This window comes from Sphingomonas phoenicis (genome assembly GCF_047238005.1).
Taxonomy (GTDB): Bacteria; Pseudomonadota; Alphaproteobacteria; order Sphingomonadales; family Sphingomonadaceae; genus Sphingomonas.
This window is the reverse complement of sequence record NZ_JBDFMC010000002.1, coordinates 1,521,181-1,542,695: the sequence shown is the minus strand read 5'-3', so window position 1 is coordinate 1,542,695 and position 21,515 is coordinate 1,521,181. Positions and strand designations below refer to the sequence as shown.

Below are 21,515 nucleotides of genomic sequence, written 5' to 3'. Positions count from 1 at the left end.
CTAGGTCGGGTAAAGCCGCACGATGCCCGGCGTTCGCATCATCGTCAGCCATCGTCGATCCGGCTGCGTCGGGGGCCCGTTGCGAGGTGGGTCGCGGGCCGGTCGCCATGCCGCTCTCGCTGCGTTTCGCCTTACCTTAGCCTTACCTTCCGCCCCGGCCCGCCTATAGCTGGTGCCCGGTCCGGTCTCGCTTCGTCGCCAGATATCGTTCGTTGTGCGGGTTCGCGGGCAGGGCATGGGGCACCCGCTCGACCACTGCGATCCCGGCGGCTTCCAGCCCCGCGACCTTGGCCGGATTGTTGGTGAGCAGCCGGACCTGCCGCTGGCCCATCAGGTCCAGCATCCGCGCCGCCACGCCGAAATCGCGGGCGTCGACGGCGAAGCCCAGCCGCGTGTTGGCGTCGACCGTGTCGAAACCCTGATCCTGCAACCGGTACGCGCGCAGCTTGTTGACCAGTCCGATCCCGCGCCCTTCCTGCCGCAAATACAACAGGATACCCCAGCCGTGCGCCCGGATGGCCGCGATCGCCGCGCGCAGCTGCGGCCCGCAATCGCACTTCAGGCTGCCCAGCACGTCGCCGGTCAGGCACTCGCTGTGCAGCCGTACCAGCGGTGCCCGGCCGTCCGGCTGGCCGATCAGCAACGCGACATGCTCGTCCGCCGCATCGGGGGCGCGAAAGGCAATGATCTCCGCGTCTTCCGCCCCATCCACCGGCAATCGCGCCCGCGTCGCGATCCTCAGCCCGCCGGCATCCTGATGCCGGTCGATCGCACCCGGCTCGATCGTCACCTCGGGATCGATCCCGTCGATGAAGAAGGCCGGCAACAACCCCGCGATCCGCGCCAGCCGCAGTGCCGCCAGCGACGCGGCGGGGCGATCGACCTCCGCGGTCCGGAACGGCCCCTTCAGCGGTGTCGCCAGGTCCAGCGCCGGATCGGCGAGCGCCACCGCGGTGTCGAAGTCCAGCCAGGGTGCGGGCTCGATCACGACCGGCAGATCGGGGTCCGCCGCGGCCAGCTGGTTGGTCAGCTTCAACGTCGCCGCCCGCCCGCTGGAGATCAGCACCGGATACGCACCTGCCGGCGCGAACGTGTCGAGCGATCGTGGATCGGCCGTCTCCACCGCCAGCAGCACCAGCGGATCCTCGCCCGGCGCCCGGATCGCGATCGGCCAGCCGCGGCGCAGCGCGTCGATCGCGCGCGCCACGTCGCGGGCGCCGCTCACCAGGCGAACTCGGTCATGATCGGGATGTGGTCCGACGGCTTCAGCCAGCTGCGGCAATGCTCGAACACGGTGTGCCGGGTCGCCTGCGCCGCCACGTCGCGCGTCCCCCACATATGATCCAGCCGCCGACCCCGGTCCGACGCGGCCCAATCCTTGGCGCGGTAGCTCCACCAGGTGTGCAGCCGCGCCGGCGCAGGATGGAAATGCCGCCCCAGATCGACCCAGTCCGCTGCCGCCTGCAGTCGCCCCAAAGCCTCGACCTCGATCGGCGTGTGGCTGACCACGTCGAGCAGTTGCTTGTGGCTCCACACATCCTCGGGCAGGGGTGCGATGTTGAAGTCGCCGACCAGCAGGGTGGGGGAGGCCAGCGTTTCGGACCATCGGGTCATCCGCTCGATGAAATCCAGCTTCTGGCCGAACTTGGGGTTCACATCCCGGTCCGGCACGTCGCCGCCGGCGGGGACGTAGACATTCTCGAGCCGTACGCCGTTGGGCAGGCGGACGCCGAGGTGGCGGGCCTCGCGGTTGGCCTGCCAGTCGAGGCGGTCGTCCTCCACCACGGGTACGCGGCTGACGATGGCGACGCCGTGGTGCATCTTCTGCCCGTGGATCAGGACATGCCGGTATCCCAATGCCTTGAAGGGAGCGTGGGGGAAATCCTGGTCGAGGACCTTGGTTTCCTGAAGGCACAGGATGTCGGGCGCGACGTCGCGCAGGAAGCGTTCGACGATGTCGATGCGGAAGCGCACCGAGTTGATGTTCCAGGAGACGATCTTCACGGAGTTCCGGTTAAACCGGCGCGGCCGGGGGGACAAGGCGGGCCTTGTCAAAGGAAAGGCCCCCGCTCCGGGGGCATGGAGCGAGGGCCGACCTAGCGTTCGTCACGCAGGCGGGAAGCAGGTCATTGTCCGGGCAACAGGGGGGAAATCCCGGACGCCCCACATCCGCGAGGTCTTCAATAGCCGTGCCAACCTGTCGCCCGCATGAATGAAAAATCTATTTGCGACCGGCGGTTCGCCGCGGATCGACCCAGCGAAACGCGTTCGATGCCACCGGCGCACCGTACCGCTGGTCGGACAGGCGGATCGTCGTCCGGTTGTTCTGGCTGTCGAGCGCGACCCAGCCCTGCAGCGCCAGCCCGCCCGGCGCGCCCGGCTGGCGGGCGAACACCAGCGTGATGCGGCCGATCTCCGGATGTTTGGGATCGGTCGCCTCCACCGACACCAGCCGGTCGCCGGCGTCGCCCGGCACCACCTTCGCGAACCGCGACAGATCGCGCGTGGGATCGAGCAGGACGCCCAGCGGCGAGTTGCGGATCGGCCAGCGCTGCACCTGCTTGACCGAATAGTCGACGAAGGTGAGGGCCCCGCCCTCTGCCACGATCAGCAGCGGCACGCCCTTCTGGTACTGGAAACGGATGTTGCCCGGTTGTTTCCAGGTCAGCGTACCCGTCAGCACCTGGCCGTTGCGGTCGGTCTGCGAGAAGTCGGCGACCAGCGTGGTCACGGCCTGGAGGTGGCGCTGAACGGCGGCGAGGTCGCCGCTCTGCGCGGTGGCCGGGGCGGCCAGGACGGTGATCGCCGCGAGCGGCAGGTAGCGGAACATCGACTTCTCCTTGGGACGGCGCCATCGGGCCGCCGCGTTGAACCACGACTGAACCCGGCTACAGCGTCACCGCCGCCTTCAGCCCGACGACCCCGACATCGTCGGCGCCGCGGACGCCGCCGGGCTGGTGGATCCACTGGATGTTGGGGCGCAGCTCCAGCCCCTCCAGCGGCTGGATCGAGTAATAGACCTCGGCTGCATATTCCGCCGAGCCTTGCACGGGCGGTCCGGCCGGGTCCAGCCGCTGGGCGCGGGCGACGCGGCCGTTGACGTTGGTGCGGGCAAGGGCGATCCCCAGCACCTCGCCGCGCAACCGGGGATAGAGACCGCGATAGAACAGGCCGACGGCGATCTGGTTGTCGGTGACGCTGGTGCGGCGATCGGTCTGGGTCACGTTGGCGAAAACGGACAGCCCGCTGACCGCCGCGCCGTCGCGGCTGCGCCCGGTCAACTGCTGTTCGACGTTGACGTAGACGCCGTAGCGCGACGACCGGCGGAGCGGCGCCAGTCCGGTCACCGCCGCGGGCCGGCGGTTCACGTCGAGGAACACGTCGTCACCGTCGGCGGTGCCGATCCAGCCGCCGGCCTTGTAGGTGCCGACACGGCCCGCAGCGTCCTTGCGCGTCCATCCCGCCTCGACGGGCACCAGCACGCCGGTGCCGCCGTCGACATGGGCGACGAAGAAGCGGTCGCGCAGGTTGCGCGGGTTGATCTGGTAGACCGCGCCGGTGACGTAGTGCGTGTCGTCGATCGCGACCCGCAACCGCGCGCCCAGCTGGCTGACCGGCCAGTTGTACCAATAGTCGCCGGCGAGGTTGCCCGGCGGCGACCCGCAGAAGCTGAGGTTCATGAACTGGCACGAGAAGGCGGCGAAGTCCTCGCCGGGGTTGGTCAGCCCCAGCTTCACCTCCAGCTTTTCCGCCAGCACCTGTTCGTACCAGAGCTGGGTAACGCGCAGCGTCTGGCCGCGGCCATAGACCTCCTGCACCTGCTGGAGGACGCCGAGCCCGGCGTCGGTGGTCAGGTCGCGGCCGCGGCGGAAGGTGAGGGTGCCCTGGAAGGCGCCGCCCTTCAGCCCGATGACCTTGTCGAGATCGAGGAGCACGCCGGCATCGAGCTGCCCGGTCTCGCGGAACAGCTGCCGGTCGCCGCCGGTGAAGTTGTAGGCGCTTTCGGAGGCGTAGCGCGCGGTCAGGCCGATCCCCCGCTTCGCCAGACGGGTACGGATCGCCAGCCAGTCGCCGATCAGACCCGGGGGCGGCGGGCGACGCGTGTCGGCGGTGAGCGCCGACGGGTTCGGCTCCTCCGGCGCGGGCGCGTCGCCGGCGCCGGTCGCGGGCTGGCTCTGCGTGTCGCCCTGCGGATCGGCGGGCGAGGCCTGGCCCGGCGTCGGCGTCTGCTGTTGCGCGACGGCCGGTGCCGCGAGCATCGCCGCCGCTGCGGCCAGCCATGGTAGTACGGACACGGTCCCTCCCCCGGGCCCCCGATCGCCCGTCCCTGCTCGCGTCATTACGCTGGCGAACCGTTCGGGTTCCGGCGGCAGGAGGGACCGGGCGGCGCGAATGTTGAGGAAGTTGCGGGTTGCGAGCGATCGGGCGTGAGGCCGCCGGGCGACGCCGCGCACCGGCCAGCGGGCGGCAAGCCGTTGTTCCGCAACGATTGCGCACGCCGCGGCGGCACGCGCGACCATGTCCGCCCACTGCGACAGCATCACTGTCGAAACATCGGGTCGGCCGGGATGGTGGCGGTCGCGGAGCATGTGCCCGTCATACCGCGACGGGGCCGGTGTAGGACAGGCACCGGGATCAACGAAGCCACTGCGTGGATGTACGGATAGGCGAGCGTTTGCGGGGAGAGTAGCATTGCCATCGGTGCCGGGGACCCGGCATTGCAATGCGGAGGGTGGAGCAGCGATGATCGACGCGGTGGCGCGCCATCTGCGATGCTGGTTGTTGCCGGTGATGTGCGGCGTCCTGCTGGGTGGATGTCCGGCCGAAGTCTTCAGGGGTGGCGAGCCCGGACGCGACCCGCTGACCCAGCGGAGCTGGGTGTTGCGGCGCCTGCAGGATCGTGTCGTGCCGCGGCACGAGCCGGAGGCGGCGATCTTCGAATTCGTGGTCGACCATAGCGTCGCGGGCGAGATCCACTGCAACTCGATCAGCAGCCATGCGATCACCTGGTATGAGGATATGCCGAGGCGGCAGGGCCATTTCGCTCACGACCGGACCAAGCCGACGATCATGACGGCAGCAGGCTGCCTCGACGATGCGACAGGTGCACGGGGTGCGACGTTCTGGACGCTGATGGAGACCGCGCAACGCTGGTGGATGACGGATCGGACACTGACCATCCAGTTCGCGGACGGCAGCGTCGCGCGTCTGGCGGATGCCGGGAACGTGTGGGATCGTCGGCAACCCGAATGCCCCGCCGCTGCCGCGACTGCCGGAACGGACGACGATCCGGTACGGCGAAATCTCGATTGCCGAAGGCGGTAGGCGCCTGGGGTCGCTGTCGATCAGCTTTATACAGTCGTCATCCCGGACTTGATCCGGGATCGCGCTGGACGCGGGACAAGCGGGACCCCGGATCAAGTCCGGGGTGACGATGCTGTCGACCAGACCTGATCGAAATCCAATCTAGCCGCTGGCACCGATGTGCCGGTTGGGAAAGCGGGGCACGCTCTCGCCGGGCTGGCGACGCGGTGGTGTGCCGGACCGGGTGGATCGAGCCCCGATCGATGGCCGGCGTCCCCCCGTCACATACCGGTCAGACGGTGCAGGTGCGGACCGCCCTTTCCAGCGCCGGCAACGGATCGCCCTTCGGCACGAATTCGTGCGCGAAATAGCCCTTGAACCCGCTGTCGGCGATCGCCGCGGCGACGGCGTGCCAGTTGACCTCCTGCGTCTCGTCGAGATCGTTGCGGCCGGGCACGCCGCCGGTGTGGAAATGGCCGATCCAGGGCATGTCCTTCCTGATCGTATCGATCAGGTCGCCCTCCATGATCTGCATATGGTAGATGTCGTAGAGCAGCTTCACCCGCGGCGAATCGACTTCCTTCATCACCCGCACGCCCCAGGCGCTGTGATCGGCCATATAGTCGGGATGGTCGCGCCGGCTGTTGAGCAGTTCGACGCAGATGGTGACGCCGTTGTCCTCGGCGATCCGCTTGACCCGGTTGAGGCCAGCGACGGTATTGGCGGCGCCCTGTTCGTCGGACAGGCCGCGGCGGTTGCCCGAAAAGGCGATGACGTTCGGCACGCCCGATTTCGCCGCGCGGGGAATGCCGGTGCGGAACGCCTGCTCGATCGCAGCGTGATTTTCCCGCCGGTTCAGGCCGTTGGCGATCGTCATCGTGTCGCCGGCGGCGTAGCCCATCGTGCAGACGAGGCCGTGGCGGCGGGGCACGTCGTAATCGACCGGGTTCAGCAGATCGATGCCCTGCATGCCGATCCGCGCGGCAAAGGCGCAGAGATCGTCGAGCGGGATCTTCTCGTAGCACCAGCGCGACGCGGACTGCCTGAGCCGGCCCGCCGCCATCGCCGCAGAGGGCAACGCGCTGCAGGCCGCGAGAGAGAGGGAGGTGCCGATGAGCTGTCGCCGGGTGAACATGCCGCCACCGTACCGCCGCCGTCGGGTTGAGCAAGGCGTTCCCTGCACGTCGCCCCCTGCACGTCGCCGGCGGGCGACCGAGCGGGCGGTGCCGTCAGGCGTCACACGGCGAAGGATCCGGTGAGCACGGCGTCGTCGCCGGCGGAAACGGCGACGTCGAACTGCCCCGGTTCGATCCGCCAGCGGCCGTCGGCGGCGACGAGCGCCAGATCGGCATGGTCGATCGTCAGCCTGACCGTCGAGGATCGGCCCGGCGCCAGCGGGACCCGCGCGAACGCCTTCATCTGGCGGACCGGGCGGGTGCGGCTGGCGACCCGGTCGTGCAGGTCGAGGCGGACGAACGCGGTGCCGGTGCGGGCGCCGACGTTGCGCACGGTGACGGTGACCGGCACCGCGGCACCGGCCGCGACGGTGGCGGGCACGATCAGGTCCGACAGCGCGAAGCGGGTGTAGCCGATCCCCGAGCCGAACGGGTAGAGCGCGCGATCGGGGGCGTCGCGCCAGTGGCTGCGCCCCGGTGCCAGCGGATCGGCGTCCGGCGCGGGACGGCCGGTGGCGCGGTGGTCGTAGGACCATGGCTGTTGCCCGGTGGCGAAGGGGAAGCTGACCGGCAGCCGCCCGGTCGGCTCCACCCGGCCGAACAGGATGTCGGCGACGGCATGGCCGGTCTGTTCGCCCAGGAACCACGTCGCCAGCAGCGCCGGCGCGGCGCCCACCGCCCCCTCCAGCGCGAGGGCGCGGCCGTGGCGGAGGATGACGACGACCGGCGTCCCCGTCGCCGCGACCGCCTCCGCCAGCGCCTGTTGCGCGGGAGGGACGGTGATGGCGACGCGGCTGTTGCCCTCTCCCGACATGTCGGCGCCCTCGCCGATGGCGAGGAGGACGATGTCGGCGGCGCGGGCGGCGGCGACCGCGCGATCGATCCCGCCGGGCAGCGGATCGGTGATGCCGCTGCCCGGCTCGACCGCCAGCAGCGCGGGATCGGCCAGGGCGGCGCGCAGCCCGGTGGCGAGATCGATCCCGGTGTGCGGATCGCCAGCGAACGACCATGGCCCGTTCAGCTGGCTGCGATCCGTACCGAACGGGCCGATCAGCGCGAGGCGCCGGCCGGACCGGGGCAGGGGCAGCAAGTCCCCCTCGTTGCGCAGCAGGACGATCGAGCGGGTCGCCACTTCGCGTGCGGTGGCGCGGATCGCCGCCGACGCGGTCGCGCGCTTCTCGATCCGAGGGTCGAGCGAGCGGAACGGATCGTCGAACAGGCCGAGCGCTTCCTTCAGCGCCAGGACCCGCAGCACGGCGCGATCGACCGCGGCGACGGGCACCTGCCCGCCATCGACCAGGGCAGGCAGGTGGCGCAGGTAGAGGCCGCTCTGCATCGACATGTCGATCCCGGCGAGGATGGCGAGCCGTGCCGCATCCGCCTCGTCCGCGGCGACGCCGTGGGGGATCAGCTCGCGATCGGCATCATAGTCGGAGACGCAGACGCCGGCGAAGCCCAGCTCGCCGCGCAGCATGTCGGTTAACAGATGGCGGTTGGCGGTGACCGGCACGCCGCCGAAATCGGTGAACGAGGCGATCGTCGCGCCGGCACCCGCCGCGAAGGCCGCGGCGAACGGCGGCAGGAACGTCTCGCGCAGTTCCGCCTCGCTCATGTCCACCGCGGCATATTCCATGCCGCCGCGCACCGCGGCGTAACCGGCGAAGTGCTTGGGCGTCGCCAGCAGGGCGTCCGCGCGGCGCAGGTCGTCCCCCTGGAACCCGCGGACGCGCGCGGCGGCGAGCAGGCGGTTCAGCAGCACATCCTCGCCCGCCCCCTCGGCCACGCGGCCCCAGCGCTGGTCGCGGGCGACGTCGACGACGGGGGCGAAGGTCCAGTGGATGCCACCCGCGCTGGTCTCGCGCGCGACGGCGCGGGCCGCGCGTTCCGACAGGGCGGGGTCGAAGGCGGCGGCCTCGGCGAGGGGGATGGGGAAGATCGTGCGGCAGCCGTGGATGACGTCGGCGGCGAAGACCAGCGGGATGGCCAGCCGGCTGGCGAGCGCCGCCTCCTGCGCAAGGCGGCCGCCGGCGACGCCGTAACCGTTGAAGAGCATGCCGATGCGCCCGGCGCGGATGTCGGCCAGCATCGCGGTGCGGCCGCGCGGATCGACGACGGGGTTGAACACCGCGCCGACGGGGCGGATCTCGTCGTTGAAGCAACTGAGCTGCCCCACCTTCTCCGCCAGCGTCATCCGCGCCAGCAGGGCGGCGATGCGGGCGGAAGGAGCGGCGTCGGCGGCGCCGGCGACGGTCGAGGCGATCACGGCCAGGGCAGCGCCCCTTAGCACTTCGCGACGTTGGTAGATTCGTACCATTGTACCTTGTTGCTCCGCCGCCACAGTTAACAGAGGATGTGAAACCGTTTGCAGACGGTGTGTTGCAGTCGTTCTGGGGCAGGTCTAGCCAATTAGCAGCCGTCGGCGAACGGCAGCAAAAATCGGAGAGGAAGAGACGGCATGTCGACCATGAACCGCTGCGGTGTGCGTGCCGCGCTGCTGGCCGGTGCGGCGCTGCTGCCGGCGACCGCTTTCGCGCAGACGGTGCCCGGCGACCAGCCGACGACGCAGGCCGCGACGCCCGACGCCGCCCCTGCCGGCGAGAGCGCCGACGACCTGCAGGACATCGTCGTCACCGGCCAGACCACGCGCGATCGCCCGCTGATCACCTCGTCGGCCGACATCACCTATGCCACGCGCGAGGATATCGACCGGCGTGCGCCGCGATCGACCGCCGACATGCTGGAGCTGGTGCCCGGCATCTTCGTCGAGGCGACCGCGGGCGAGGCGTCGAACAACTACTCGGTCCGTGGGCTTCAGGGCGGCGGGCAGCGGTTCGTGCAGCTGGAAGAGGACGGCATGCCGATCCTGTACGGCGGCGGCGGTGCCGACTTCTTCTTCCAGCAGGACCTGACCATCGACCGGCTGGAGGCGGTGAAGGGCGGATCGTCGGGCGTGCTGACCGTGAACGGCGCCGGCGCGACGATCAACTTCATCTCCAAGCGGCCGAACTTCAAGGAGTTCGAGGGTGCGGTGCGGCTGACCGGATATAGTTTCGGGCAGAAGCGGGCCGACTTCTATTACTCGGCACCGCTGGCCGAGAACCTGGCGTTCAATTTCGGCGGCTATGTCCAGAGCAGCCCGGGCGTGCGCAAGAACCCGTTCGATTACGCCGGTTACCGGATCAAGGGATCGCTGGAATACCGCTTTCCGAACGGCGGGTCGGTGCGCGTGTCGGGCCGGCGGGGCGATATCGAGACGGCGTATTATGCGTCATCGCCGTACCGCTTCAACGACGGCGAGCCGGACAGCATCAGCGGCTTCAACATCCAGCGCGACAATATCGGCGGCGACGCGTTCTCGGCGATCCGGGTGCCGGTGTCGACCTATCTCCAGCCCAACGGCTATCGCACCTTCCGCTACCGCGACGGCATCCGGTCGGTCTACACGCAAGGGCGGATCGACGTGGACGTGCCGGTGTCGGACACGATCAGCCTGTTCGCGAAGTCGCGCTACATCGATTACAAGTACGACTTCAACGGGCTGTTCCCCGGATCGGGCACGGGCAATGCCGGGCTGGCCAGCGCGGCGACGTACCTGACGCCAGGCGCCAACTCGCCGATCGCGGGGCTGCTGACCGCCGGGCAGGCGGTGTTCCCGACCGCGACCCGGTTCGGCATCCGCAACATCCGCACCGGCACGGTGATCGGGGCGAACCAGACCGCGGAGCTGGCGGCGCTGAACGGCAACGGGTTCCTGCAGCGCACGACGCTGAACCACGATCTGGTCGACGCGCGCGACCTGGGCGTGAACGTCGGCGGCCGCTGGGAATTCGAGAGCGGGGCGGTGAAGAACTCGCTGACGGTCGGCGGCATGTACTACAACGTCAAGCGCAGCCAGGACCAGTCGGCGACCGCCAGCGTCGTCAACGACGTGAAGAACAACAGCGACATCTATGACATCGTCGCACTGGGCGCGAGCAACAACGTCATCGGGTCGCTGACCGACAACGGGCTGGTGTCGTATGGCGACTGGGGCAACGGCATCCGCGTCCGCAAGGACGAGACGGTGTCGCTGTACGCCAATGACGAGATCGCGTTCGGCGATCACCTGCGCATCGACGGCGGCATCCGCTGGGAGCAGGACGACGCGACCGCGCTGGACGGGCTGGACGCCGCCGCCAGCGACCCGGCGCGCCGGATCGTGCAGGTCAGCGCCAATCCGGCGACGTTCCAGCAGCTGGTGCCGGTGGGACAGGGCGGGATCGTGCCGACGGTGGGATCGACCTTCGCCGGGCAATATGCCCGCCGCGACCTGAAGCAGGACAAGATCGCCTGGACGGTGGGCGCCAATTTCCTGTTCACCCCCAACCTGTCGATCTATGGCCGCTACGCCGACGGGTTCCAGACCAACAACGTCGATCCCATCACCACGATCAAGCTGTACGAGGCCGGTGTCCGGTACCAGTACGGGCGGCTGTTCAGCGGATCGGTGACGGTGTTCCGCACCAATTTCGACAACCAGAACTACAACTTCGCCAATCCGGAGAACCCGACCCAGCAGCAGAACATCAACGCCGACCTGCGCACCAAGGGCATCGAGGTCGACGTGGCGGTCCGGCCGGTCCGCTGGTTCTCGGTTGATTTCCAGGGCGTGTTCCAGGATCCGAAGCTGGAGAACCTGGAGATCGACGGGGTCGCGCAGACCACGTACGAGGGCAACCGGCCCGAGCGGACGCCGGCGCGGCTGTGGACGGTCACCCCGGCGATCCAGCTGCCGAACGGGCTGGGCGACATCTATGGCCGGTACAAATATGTCGGCCGGATCTATGCCGATGCGGGCAACGGCGTGGCGCTGCCCAGCTACGGCGTGACCAGCGTCGGCGTGAACCTGAACCTGACGCAGCAGTTGCAGCTGAGCCTGAACGCGGAGAACATCTTCAACGTCGTCGGCCTGACCGAGGGCAATCCGCGGCAGGGACAGACGCAGGCGGTGACCGACGGGTTCTTCTATGCGCGCGGCATCGTCGGCCCGACCTATGGCGGATCGCTGACGTTCCGGTTCTAGCGGGAAACGGGGCGCCGCCCTGCGTGTCGAGGGAAGGGTTGAGATGACGGGCATGGCACGGCTGCTGCCGGGCGGCGCGATGGCGGCGGCGATCGGACTGGCGGGCATGGGCATCGCCGATGCGCAGCAGGGCCGCGCCGCGCCGGAACTCGCCTATCAGGTGACCGAGGGGCAGAACCTGAACGCGTTCGTCCGCGACGGGCGGGTGGCGGCGCACCTGCTGCTGCGCAATGGCACCGACCCGCGCATCCTGGTGGCGTTCCCCGCCGGCAACAGCGGTGTCGGCCTGTGGTTCGAGCCGCTGGCCCGCCCCGCCACCTGGACGCTGGAACAGCCGCCGCGTCCCGCCACGGTGGACGGCGCGAAGGGACCGCAGCCGGCGATCGTCGGCATCGCCAGCATCGCCGCCCCCGGGCTGCGCATCAGGCAGGCGGTGCTGTCCAGCGTCCGTTTCCTGCGCGACTATCAATCGGTCGGGCGCTTTCCCCCGGAGGTCGCGGTCGATCCGGTGATCGGCAGCGACACGATCCGCTGGAGCCGGGCGCGGCTGGACGGGGCGCCCGGTTACCTGTTGCAGGTCCGTGTGCTGAACGGGCGCATCCGGGACGGTGGCATCGTCGCCGACGGCGGCCGGCCGATCCGGCTGGAGATCACCGCATCGAGCGGCGAGACGCCGCTGACCGGGCTGGCGCCGTCGGAGCTGCTGAACGACAAGGCGGCGGCCGATCCGGGTGCGCGCAACGCGCTGCGCTTCCTGAGCTATCGCGAGAAGTTCCTGGCGGGATCGTGGCGGTTCCAGACCTATTTCGGGCGGGACACGTTGATGTCGCTGCGGCTGCTGATGCCCGCGCTGCGGCCGCAGGCGATCGAGGCGGGGCTGGGATCGGTGCTGGCGCGGCTGGATCGCGACGGCGACGTCGCGCACGAGGAGGGGATCGGCGAGTTTGCGGTCGTCGACCGGCGCCAGCATGGCGGGAGCGGCGACGCCGCCGTGCTGGATTACGCGATGATCGACGACGATTACATGCTGGCGCCGGTCGCCGCCGCGTATCTGCTGGACCATGCGGACAAGCCCGGCGCGGCACGGTTCCTGGCCGGGTCGATGACCAGCGAGGGTGTGCCCGGCCGGGTCGAGACGGCCGGGGCGGCGCTGGTCCGCAACCTGCGGTTCGTGATCGCGCACGCCGTGCCGTTCGCCCGGACGCCAGCGGTCGACCGGCTGATCGCGCTGAAGCCGGGGCGGATGACCGGCCAGTGGCGCGACAGCGAGGAAGGGCTGGGACGCGGCAAATACGCATACGACGTCAATGCGGTGTTCGTGCCGGCCGCACTTGAGGCGGCGGCGCGGATGATGCGGGCGGGATTGCTCGACCCCTATCTGAAGGCCGATGACCGGACGGCACTGGCCGGGGCGGAAGCGATGGCGCGATCGTGGCGCGAGCGGGCGCCGGGGCTGTTCCGCGTCGCCATCCCCGCGAGCGAGGCGATGCCGAAGGTCCGCGCCTATGCCCGGACACTCGGCATCCCCGATGCACCGGCGATCGGGTCGCTCGGCACATCGCCGCTGGTCTTCCACGCGATCGCGCTGGACGAGCGCGGGCGCGCGGTGCCGATCGTCAATTCGGACGAGGGGTTCGCCCTGATGTTCGCGAACCCGCCGGCCAGCGACCTGGAGACCTATGTCACCGCCGCGATGCGGCCGTTCCCGGCGGGGTTGATGACCGACATCGGCCTGCTGGTCGCCAACGCGGCGCAGGCGGACGCGGCGACGCAGGGCCGGTTCACGCCCGCCGCGTACCACGGCGCGGTCGTGTGGTCGTGGCAACAGGCGCTGTTCGCCGCCGGGCTGGAGCGGCAGCTGTCCCGACGCGACCTGCCGGCGTCGACCCGCGCGATCCTGACCGGGGCACAGGACCGGTTGTGGCGGGCGATACAGGCGACCCGCGCGACGCAGAGTTCGGAGCTGTGGTCGTGGGCGTTCGAGGGCGGCCGGTACAGGGTGGTCGCGTTCGGGGCGGGCAAGCAGGACGTCGACGAATCGAACGCCGCCCAGTTGTGGAGCACCGTCTACCTCGCCGTGCAGCCGCCCCGGCGCGCTACGCCAGCGACAGGAAAGCGGTGACGGTCAGCCGGCCGGTCGCCGGATCGTCGCTGAGGATCGCGTCGGCGGCGACGGCGCCGCTGTGGAGCAGCGCGCTGCGATAGAGGACGGCGCGGTTGTAGCGTGCCTCGACATGGGCGATCCGTTCGAACAGCGGGGTGGAGGCGGCGACATAGGCGCGATCCGGCTCGCCGCCATGGCGCAGCTCGGCATTCAGCTGGCCGAGATAGATGGGCGCGCGGCCCTGATCGATCGTCTCGAACCCGGTCGATCGATGCCGGTAGAAGGCGGTGCCGTCGGGATCGTCGGGGCTGAGGTAATGGACCAGCGCGATCCGGCCCATGTCGACGGCATCCATATGCGGCAGGCGCTGGGGCACCGACAGCCGGTCGGGCGGGGTGGTGACGATCGAGTAGCTGGCATCGATCAGCGCGATGCCGCCCGCATGGTCGAAGACGCCCGCCAGGCTGGCGGTGAGCGCCGGCCTGACCTGCGCGAAATAGTCGTCGGGCAGGGCGGCGCGGATGCCGGGATAGTGGTTCAGCCCGGCCTCAAACGCGCTGCCGGCGGCGTGGGCGCGCAGGGCGTCCGGATCGGGGTGGAAGCCGTCGACGATCGCGATCGGCTGACCCTCCGCGCCGATCCGGCGGGCGGCGATCGACGCGCGGATCATGCCGCCGCCCCGACGATCGCGGCCAGCGCGGCGTCGTGATCGGGCAGGGTGGGGACCGCGCGCGCGACGACGTCGGCGAACTGGCGCACCTGCGCGTGGACGGTGGCCGCATCGAGGGCATCGGCGAGCGGGTTGTAGCCGTTCGCCGTGATGCCCTGCCCGTTCAGGACGGCGAGCCAGCTCGCTTCGCGGAACAGCTCCTCCGGATCGAGGATCAGCCGGCCCGAGCGACGATACTGTTCCTCGCGCGCGACCAGCGTATCGGGCAGCGGCATCGTCCGGCAATGGCGCCAGAGTGGTTCCGGCCGGCCGCTGGTCGCATGGTAATGCAGGATCAGGAAATCCTTGATCCCGTCCATGTCGCGGCAGAACAGCCGGTTGAACCGCCCGGCCAGCGCGGGGTCGCAGTGCCGGTCGGGGAACAGGGCCAGCAGTTTCGCGATACCGCTCTGGATCAGGTGGATGCTGGTCGATTCCAGCGGCTCGAGAAAGCCCGAGGACAGGCCGATCGCCACGACGTTGCGCGTCCAAGGCCGCCGGCGGGTGCCCGCCGTGAAGCGCAGCGTGCGCGGTTCGGCCAGCGCCTCTCCGTCCAGATGCGCGAGCAGCGTCGCTGTCGCCTCGTCGTCGCTGCAATGCGCGGCGGCGTAGACATAGCCGTTGCCGGTGCGGTGCTGGAGGGGGATGCGCCACTGCCAGCCGGCGGCGCGGGCGGTGGAGCGGGTATAGGGAGTAGTGGCGGCGGTGCGGGCGCAGGGCACGGCGACGGCGCGGTCGCAGGGCAGCCAGTGCGACCAGTCCTCGAACGGGACGCCCATCGCACCGTCGATCAGGAGCGCGCGGAAGCCCGAGCAGTCGATGAACAGGTCGCCGGCCAGCTGCTCCCCCCGCTCGGTGACCAGCGCGGTGACGAAGCCGGTGGCGGCATCGTGTTCCACCGTGCGCAGCTTCCCCTCGACCCGCCGGACGCCCTGCGCCTCGGCCAGGCCGCGCAAGTAGGCCGCATAGAGGCCGGCGTCGAAGTGATAGGCGTAGCCGAGCGTCGACAGGATCGAGCGTGCGTCGCCGCTCGGTTTGGCGAAGCGCCCCTGGCCGGCGAGCGCGGTGGCCAGCGACAGCGCCGACAGGGGCAGGTCGAGCCCCTCCGCCTGCGCCTTCAGCCAGCGGTGATGGAAGGCGACGCCGGGGACCGTCGCGCCGTACTGGCCGAAGGGGTGGAAGTAGCGGTGACCGGGCGCGGTCCAGCCGACGAACTCGATCCCCAGCTTGAACGTGGCCTTCGTCGCGCAGAGGAACGCCGCCTCGTCCAGCCCGATCAGATCGTTGAACCAGTGGATCGTCGGGATCGTCGCCTCGCCGACGCCGACGGTGCCGATCTCCTCGGATTCCAGCAGCGTGATCGACACGGCGGCGCCGAAGCTGCGCGACAGCGCCGCCGCGGTCATCCAGCCCGCGGTTCCTCCGCCCAGAACGACGACGCGGCGCACCCGATCCTGCTGATCCATGCCGCATGATAGGCGACGGCCGCGCGGATTGCATCGCCTTCGCGCGACGAAACTGCTGGGCCGCGCCCTGTACTGCTCCTACGGTGCGGCCGGCCGGGGACGCGGGGGTCGGGAGCGGCGGGGGAGGACAGAGGATGACGCAGGCGGCGCTGGACGGACTGGCGGCAGATCCGAGGTACCGGGCGCTGGTGCGGCGGCGATCCATGCTGGGCTGGACGCTGGCCGGCATCATGGTGGCGGTGTATTTCTGCTTCATCCTGCTGGTCGCGTTCGCCAAGACCTGGCTGGCGCAGCCGCTGGCGGGCGGTGCGACGTCGATCGGGATGCCGGTGGGGCTGGGCGTCATCGTCGTCGCGATCGTGCAGACCGGACTGTACGTGCGGCAGGCGAACCGGGTCTACGACCACGAGATGGCGGTGCTGCTGCGGGAGTACGGCCTGTGAACGGCGTGGGCTGGCCCGCCATCGCGATGTTCGCCGCGTTCGTGGTGCTGACGCTGGGCATCACCCGCTGGGCGGCGCGGCGGACGGTGTCGACGACCGACTTCTATGCCGCCGGCGGCGGGATCAGCGGGTTCCAGAACGGGCTGGCGATCGCCGGCGACTATATGTCGGCGGCCTCGTTCCTGGGCATCTCCGCGCAGATCTATGCCGACGGGTATGACGGTCTGATCTATTCGGTGGGGTTCCTGGTCGGCTGGCCGATCCTGTTGTTCCTGATGGCGGAGCGGCTGCGCAACCTGGGCCGGTACACCTTCGCCGACGTGGCCTCGTTCCGGTTCGCACAGACGCCGGTGCGAGTCGTCGCGGCGACGTCGACGCTGCTGGTGGTCATCTTCTACCTGATCGCGCAGATGGTGGGGGCGGGGCAGCTGATCCGGCTGCTGTTCGGCCTGCCCTATCCGGTGGCGGTCGGGATCGTGGGCGTGATGATGACGCTGTACGTGCTGTTCGGCGGGATGCTGGCGACGACCTGGGTGCAGATCGTGAAGGCGGTCCTGCTGCTGGGGGCGGCGACGTTCATCGCCGGGTTCGTGCTGTGGAGCTTCGGCTTCTCGATGGAGGCGCTGTTCGCCCGCGCGGTGGCGGTGAAGACCGACATCGCCGCCGCGCGCGGGGCCGATCCGGGGACGGCCGCGGCGGCGGGGCGTGCGATCATGGGGCCGGGCGGGTTCATCAAGGATCCGGTGTCCGCCATCTCGCTGGGCCTGGCGCTGATGTTCGGGACGGCCGGGCTGCCGCACATCCTGATGCGTTTCTTCACCGTGCCGGACGCGAAGGCGGCGCGCACGTCGGTGCTGTGGGCGACGGGGTGGATCGCGTATTTCTATCTCCTGACGTTCGTCATCGGGTTCGGCGCGATCGTGCTGGTCGGCACCAACCCCGCCTATCTGGATGCGGCCGGCGGCCTGATCGGGGGCGCGAACATGGCAGCGATGCACCTGTCGCACGCCGTCGGCGGGGACCTGTTCCTGGGGTTCGTGTCGGCCGTGGCGTTCGCCACGATCCTGGCGGTGGTGGCGGGGCTGACCCTGTCGGGCGCGTCCGCGGTCAGCCACGACCTGTTCGCCAGCGTCGTCCACCACGGCCGCGCCGATCAGGCGGCGGAACTGCGCGTGTCGCGGATCACCGTGCTGGTACTGGCGGCGATCGCGATCATGCTGGGCATCGTGTTCGAGAAGCAGAACGTGGCGTTCATGGTCAGCCTGGCGTTCGCGCTGGCGGCGTCGGCCAATTTCCCGGTGCTGGTGATGTCGCTGCTGTGGAGCGGGTGCACGACGCGCGGGGTGGTCGCCGGTGCGGCGGTCGGACTGTCGACGGCGCTGGTGCTGACGATCCTGTCGCCGGCGGTGTGGGTGGGCGTGTTCGGTCAGGCGGCGGCGATCTATCCGTTCAGCTCGCCGGCGATCTTCTCGATGCCGGCGGCGTTCGCGACGATCTGGCTGGTCTCGCTGCTCGACCGGGGACCGCGCGCGGCGCTGGACCGGGCCGGCTATGCGGCGCAGCGGCTGCGCTCCGAGACGGGGATCGGTGCGTCGGTGGCCGGATCGCACTGATGCCGGGCGCCGTGATCCTGCGCTGACGATCGGCAATGGCGGCGCGACGATCGATCCCGGCGGCCCGGCAGCGGCGACGGCAGCGGGCGGGGGCGGCCGAATACTGGCTGCTGCTGCTGGGTGTGGTCGTGTTCGTCGTGGCGGTGGCGGGGATGATGGGGCCGTGGCGGTCCGCCAGCGTACCGGCGACGGTCGTGCGGCCGCTGACCATGGCGCAGGCGCGGGCGTCCAACGCGCGGGTGCCGATCCGCGAGCGGCGGCGGATACGGGCCGCCCGCTTCCGTTTCCAGGGTGGGCCGGCGGCGCGGGCGCAGGCGGTCGACTGCCTGGCGACGGCGGCGCTGTACGAGGTCGGCGACGATCGCCGCGAGCAGGCCGCGGTGATGCAGGTGGTGCTGAACCGCGTCCGCGCGCCGGGCTTTCCGAAGACGATCTGCGGCGTCGTGTATCAGGGGTCGTCGCGGATCACGGGATGCCAGTTCTCGTTCACCTGCGACGGATCGTTCCGGCGTCGCCCGATCCGCAGCGGCTGGGCGGCGGCGCGGCGGACGGCGCGGCGGGCGCTGAACGGGCATGTCGATGCCGCGGTCGGCCGCGCCACCCATTATCATGCCGACTGGGTCGTGCCGTACTGGCGCGACACGCTGGTCAAGGTCGCGCGGGTCGGACCGCATCTGTACTACCAGCGGCACTGACGCGGGCGGCGGGGATCAGTAGCGATAGGTCAGCCCGGCACGGCCGGCGGGCGCGACCGTCGTCGTCCACGTCCGGATGCCGTCGACGACGGGCAGCGGATCGCCGTCGGCCTCCACCTTCTGCCCGGCGGTGCCGATCGGTATGTCGACGGTGACGGGCCGCGATCCGGCATTGGTGACGACGACCTGCGCCCGGTTCCTGTCGGTCTGGTGCTGTTCGACCAGCACCTGCGTGCCGGTGCCCGCGGCGATCCGGAACGTCTCCCCCTCCGCCCGGTCGTCGAGCGCGCCGAGGCCGAGCAGCAGGCGCTCCCCGTCGTCGCGCGCGGCGTAGGTGGCGGTACTGCCCGAAGGAAGGGCGAGGCCGAGCCCGGCGTCCTTCCGGTTGCGCATGACGAGCGTGATCGCGACCGGGGACGGCGGCACCTCCTGCCCCGGATAGAGGTGCCGGCGGTAGCGGCGATCGAACGGGACGGCGGCGCGGGCGAGCAGGGCCACCTGCTTCTGGCCACGCGGCGCGACGGTGACCCGGCCGGGCACCCGGTAGAGCTTCAGGTCGCCCAGATCCTCGGGCGGCGGCGGCGGCGGGGGAGGCGGCGGTGGTGGGGGCGGCGGAGCGGGCATGGCCACTGCCATGGGCGCGAGGGCGCGCGAGCCGGTCACGACGATGTCCTCGGCCATCTCGAAACGATCGGTGCGCAGGTCGGAGGTGGTGGTGCCGAGCGGGTAGCAGGAGAGCGACAGCCGGGACGCCGCCGCCTGCATCGCCGGCGACAGGATACGGTTGAGCCGCCCCGCGACCGCGGCGACCTCCGCGTCGACGAACGTCTCCGGGTTGGCGTTCGCCAGCGTCAGCCAGGCGAACAGGTCGAGCGAGCGGCCGGTCGCGTCGACCGTCCCGACATAGCTCGCCCGCCAGTCGAACCCGGATGCCAGATAGGTCAGCCGAACGGTGACGGTGCGCGCGGCCGGGCTGGTCGTCGTGACGCTGAGCACGGGTCTGGCGGAGAGGCCGGCGGGGATGCCGGAAAACGACAGCCGCTCGGGCAGGCCCGAGCAGCGCAGCGCCTCGATCCCCGATGCGGTCTTCAGCACGATGCCGGGCTGCGGGCCGGCGACGATCGTCGCATCCTCGCTGACCCGGCGGCCGGTCGCGCGGTCGGTGCGGGTCAGCGTCACCCGGCGCCCCAGCATGCCGTCGACCAGCGAGGCAGGGGACAGGAGGCGCGCGTCGCGGTTCTTCTCGACGATGCCGCCCGGCAGCCCGTCGATCACCGCACTGACCGGGACGATCCCCTCCGCCACCCCCTCGAACCGCAATGTGGCGGTACCACGCGGTACGCGCACGCGCCGGGTCTCGGTGACCAGTGCGAAGCCGCCCGAATGGTTCAGGTCGATCGCGCCGCGTGCCGCCGGCGCCCGGTAGATGGTCAGGGAGATGCGGTCAGGCGCGGGAGATGTCGCGAAGGGCACCTGCGCCGCCGCCGGCGCGCCGACGCAGGATGCGGCCAGCAGGAGCGCCGCCAGCCGGCGCATCAGTAGCGCGTGTCGAATGTCGCGGTGACCACCGCCTCTCCGTTCGCCGGCACGGGCACCTGCCACACCGCGGTGCCGGCATCGCGGCGTTCGCTCCGCCGGCTTTCCTCGGTAATCCGCGTGTCCGGCCAGCCCAGTCCGCCCTGCACCAGTTCCACGGTGACCGGTTTTGCGCGTGCGTTGGTCAGCCGGTAGCGGACCTGGGTGCGCCAGCGCTCGCTGCCCAGCCGGGTGCGCGACACGGTGGTCGGTTGCACCTTCACGTCGAAGGCGTCGCCGGTCGGAAGCGCGATCGTCGATCCTTGCGGCGTATGCTCGATGCGGTTCTCGCCAATGAATTGCGGCTGGCCGCGGGCATCGCGGACATAGACGCGCACGACGCCCGCCGGCAGCGCGTCGCCCAGCCCGGCGGCGCCGCTGTTGGCGAAACGCAGGATGCTCTGGGCGCTCAGGGCATCGGTGCTGCTGCCCAGCCACTGGTTCTCGAACCGGTAGCCGGAGCTGGCCGTGGCGCCCTTCGCATCGAGGAAGCTGACCTGCTTGGTCTGCTTGTCGGCGATCGTCGTCCGCTCGGCGAGCGGATAGAGGTAGAAGTCGCCAAGCTGCTCGCGCGCCGCCGACTCGGTGCCCGGCCGGACCTGCACCGGGCGGCGAGGGCGCGGACCATAGTCGCCGTCTTCATTGCCGCTGCCGACATCGCCGGCGACCAGCAGCGTCTTCGCAGCGGTGAAGGTGGTGCCGCTGCCGTTGCGCAGCGTCACCCATCCCTGCACGTCGACGGTGCCGCTCTTCTCGTCGAACAGCGCGACATAGTCGGCGCTCCAGCCGAGCCCGCGGGTGAGGTAGGACAGCCGCGCCGGGCGGGTTCCCGCGCGGCCGCTGGCGAGGGTGACCGACAGGGTGGGGCGGGCGCGGAGCGAATCGGGCACCCGGTCGAACACCGCGCGCACCGGCAGGCCGTCGTCGCGCAGCACCTCTATCCGGCCACCGATGTCGAGGACGACGCCGCTGTTGACCGCGAGAACGCGGGCACGTTCCCGCGTCTCCGCGCCGGTCGCGGGGTTGGTGCGGACCAGGGTGATCGTCTCGCCCACCGCCTTTTCCATCAGGCTGGACGGGCTGAGCAGGTCGTAGTCGAAATTCTGCTCGACGATCGCGGCGTCGGGGACAGCCAGCGACACCGTCTCGGGCCGGATCTGCGCGCTGACGTCGGGGAAGCTCTGGCGAATGCGGCCATTGCCCAGGTCAAGCGACCGGATATCCTGCACCAGCGCGATGTCGCCGTTGTAGATGGTGACCGACACGTCGCCCTGCGCGGTACCGGCATCGGGCAGCGCCTGTTGCGCCGACAGCCCGGCCGGGAGGGCGAGCGCGATACCGACGATCCGATGTGCCCGCATGACGTTAC

General features: G+C 70.5%; 16 protein-coding genes. 6 read left to right on the top strand and 10 right to left on the bottom strand.

Annotated features, from left to right (window positions below):
• Nucleotides 1-163 precede the first annotated feature (163 nt).
• From ribA to ABC319_RS08605, 4 genes are all read right to left on the bottom strand, one after another.
• Nucleotides 164-1,228 carry a GTP cyclohydrolase II gene (gene ribA / locus ABC319_RS08620; RefSeq protein ID WP_413071660.1) on the bottom strand — a complete coding sequence of 355 codons (1,065 nt, stop codon included), beginning with the start codon at nt 1,226-1,228 and terminating at the stop codon, nt 164-166.
• Nucleotides 1,222-2,004 carry an exodeoxyribonuclease III gene (locus ABC319_RS08615; RefSeq protein ID WP_413069824.1) on the bottom strand — a complete coding sequence of 261 codons (783 nt, stop codon included), beginning with the start codon at nt 2,002-2,004 and terminating at the stop codon, nt 1,222-1,224. Before ABC319_RS08615 ends, ribA begins: the two co-directional genes overlap by 7 nt.
• 217 nt (nt 2,005-2,221) lie before the next feature.
• On the bottom strand, nt 2,222-2,830 hold the full coding sequence (locus tag ABC319_RS08610; RefSeq protein ID WP_413069823.1) for a LolA family protein: 609 nt from the start codon (nt 2,828-2,830) through the stop codon (nt 2,222-2,224).
• Between the two features lie 58 nt (nt 2,831-2,888).
• Nucleotides 2,889-4,295, bottom strand: a complete 1,407-nt coding sequence (locus tag ABC319_RS08605) for a carbohydrate porin (RefSeq protein ID WP_413069822.1) — start codon at nt 4,293-4,295, stop codon at nt 2,889-2,891.
• Between the two features lie 448 nt (nt 4,296-4,743).
• Between ABC319_RS08605 and ABC319_RS08600 the strand changes: the two genes are divergently transcribed.
• Nucleotides 4,744-5,325: an META domain-containing protein gene (locus ABC319_RS08600; protein WP_413069821.1), complete on the top strand. Its 582-nt coding sequence runs from the start codon at nt 4,744-4,746 to the stop codon at nt 5,323-5,325.
• Between the two features lie 271 nt (nt 5,326-5,596).
• Here ABC319_RS08600 and ABC319_RS08595 read toward each other — a convergent pair whose 3' ends face one another.
• Together ABC319_RS08595 and ABC319_RS08590 are read right to left on the bottom strand one after the other, a co-directional pair.
• Nucleotides 5,597-6,439, bottom strand: a complete 843-nt coding sequence (locus ABC319_RS08595; RefSeq protein WP_413069820.1) for a hydroxypyruvate isomerase family protein — start codon at nt 6,437-6,439, stop codon at nt 5,597-5,599.
• Between the two features lie 101 nt (nt 6,440-6,540).
• Complete coding sequence (locus ABC319_RS08590; RefSeq protein ID WP_413069819.1) at nt 6,541-8,793, bottom strand: glycoside hydrolase family 3 N-terminal domain-containing protein; 2,253 nt, start codon at nt 8,791-8,793, stop codon at nt 6,541-6,543.
• Nucleotides 8,794-8,934: 141 nt separating this feature from the next.
• Between ABC319_RS08590 and ABC319_RS08585 the strand changes: the two genes are divergently transcribed.
• Both ABC319_RS08585 and ABC319_RS08580 read left to right on the top strand, forming a co-directional pair.
• Entirely contained in the window at nt 8,935-11,541 is a 2,607-nt protein-coding gene (locus tag ABC319_RS08585) for a TonB-dependent siderophore receptor (protein WP_413069818.1), read from the top strand.
• Nucleotides 11,542-11,584: 43 nt separating this feature from the next.
• Nucleotides 11,585-13,663: a hypothetical protein gene (locus ABC319_RS08580; protein ID WP_413069817.1), complete on the top strand. Its 2,079-nt coding sequence runs from the start codon at nt 11,585-11,587 to the stop codon at nt 13,661-13,663.
• On the opposite strand, the gene ABC319_RS08575 is transcribed toward ABC319_RS08580, so the two are convergent.
• Both ABC319_RS08575 and ABC319_RS08570 read right to left on the bottom strand, forming a co-directional pair.
• On the bottom strand, nt 13,638-14,315 hold the full coding sequence (locus ABC319_RS08575; protein ID WP_413069816.1) for a DUF6445 family protein: 678 nt from the start codon (nt 14,313-14,315) through the stop codon (nt 13,638-13,640). The genes ABC319_RS08580 and ABC319_RS08575 overlap by 26 nt on opposite strands.
• On the bottom strand, nt 14,312-15,820 hold the full coding sequence (locus ABC319_RS08570) for a tryptophan halogenase family protein (protein ID WP_413069815.1): 1,509 nt from the start codon (nt 15,818-15,820) through the stop codon (nt 14,312-14,314). Before ABC319_RS08570 ends, ABC319_RS08575 begins: the two co-directional genes overlap by 4 nt.
• A 134-nt stretch (nt 15,821-15,954) precedes the next feature.
• Here ABC319_RS08570 and ABC319_RS08565 point away from each other — a divergent pair, with 134 nt between their 5' ends.
• The 3 genes from ABC319_RS08565 to ABC319_RS08555 are packed head-to-tail and all read left to right on the top strand — an operon-like array spanning nt 15,955 to nt 18,571.
• Nucleotides 15,955-16,263, top strand: a complete 309-nt coding sequence (locus tag ABC319_RS08565; protein ID WP_413069814.1) for a DUF485 domain-containing protein — start codon at nt 15,955-15,957, stop codon at nt 16,261-16,263.
• Nucleotides 16,260-17,876 (top strand): cation acetate symporter, encoded by a 1,617-nt coding sequence (locus ABC319_RS08560; RefSeq protein ID WP_413069813.1) that lies wholly within the window; start codon nt 16,260-16,262, stop codon nt 17,874-17,876. The genes ABC319_RS08565 and ABC319_RS08560 overlap by 4 nt, the downstream gene beginning before the upstream one ends.
• A 35-nt stretch (nt 17,877-17,911) precedes the next feature.
• Entirely contained in the window at nt 17,912-18,571 is a 660-nt protein-coding gene (locus tag ABC319_RS08555) for a cell wall hydrolase (protein ID WP_413069812.1), read from the top strand.
• 15 nt (nt 18,572-18,586) lie between these two features.
• On the opposite strand, the gene ABC319_RS08550 is transcribed toward ABC319_RS08555, so the two are convergent.
• Together ABC319_RS08550 and ABC319_RS08545 are read right to left on the bottom strand one after the other, a co-directional pair.
• Nucleotides 18,587-20,107: a DUF4139 domain-containing protein gene (locus ABC319_RS08550; RefSeq protein WP_413069811.1), complete on the bottom strand. Its 1,521-nt coding sequence runs from the start codon at nt 20,105-20,107 to the stop codon at nt 18,587-18,589.
• Entirely contained in the window at nt 20,107-21,507 is a 1,401-nt protein-coding gene (locus ABC319_RS08545) for a DUF4139 domain-containing protein (protein WP_413069810.1), read from the bottom strand. Before ABC319_RS08545 ends, ABC319_RS08550 begins: the two co-directional genes overlap by 1 nt.
• Between the last annotated feature and the right edge of the window lie 8 nt (nt 21,508-21,515).

Coding starts and splice junctions, on each gene's coding strand:
- ABC319_RS08610 (WP_413069823.1), bottom strand. CDS start 2,830: ATGTTCCGCTACCTGCCGCTCGCGGCGATCACCGTCCTGGCCGCCCCG.
- ABC319_RS08600 (WP_413069821.1), top strand. CDS start 4,744: ATGATCGACGCGGTGGCGCGCCATCTGCGATGCTGGTTGTTGCCGGTG.
- ABC319_RS08595 (WP_413069820.1), bottom strand. CDS start 6,439: ATGTTCACCCGGCGACAGCTCATCGGCACCTCCCTCTCTCTCGCGGCC.
- ABC319_RS08590 (WP_413069819.1), bottom strand. CDS start 8,793: ATGGTACGAATCTACCAACGTCGCGAAGTGCTAAGGGGCGCTGCCCTG.
- ABC319_RS08585 (WP_413069818.1), top strand. CDS start 8,935: ATGTCGACCATGAACCGCTGCGGTGTGCGTGCCGCGCTGCTGGCCGGT.
- ABC319_RS08580 (WP_413069817.1), top strand. CDS start 11,585: ATGACGGGCATGGCACGGCTGCTGCCGGGCGGCGCGATGGCGGCGGCG.
- ABC319_RS08575 (WP_413069816.1), bottom strand. CDS start 14,315: ATGATCCGCGCGTCGATCGCCGCCCGCCGGATCGGCGCGGAGGGTCAG.
- ABC319_RS08570 (WP_413069815.1), bottom strand. CDS start 15,820: ATGGATCAGCAGGATCGGGTGCGCCGCGTCGTCGTTCTGGGCGGAGGA.
- ABC319_RS08565 (WP_413069814.1), top strand. CDS start 15,955: ATGACGCAGGCGGCGCTGGACGGACTGGCGGCAGATCCGAGGTACCGG.
- ABC319_RS08555 (WP_413069812.1), top strand. CDS start 17,912: ATGGCGGCGCGACGATCGATCCCGGCGGCCCGGCAGCGGCGACGGCAG.
- ABC319_RS08550 (WP_413069811.1), bottom strand. CDS start 20,107: ATGCGCCGGCTGGCGGCGCTCCTGCTGGCCGCATCCTGCGTCGGCGCG.
- ABC319_RS08545 (WP_413069810.1), bottom strand. CDS start 21,507: ATGCGGGCACATCGGATCGTCGGTATCGCGCTCGCCCTCCCGGCCGGG.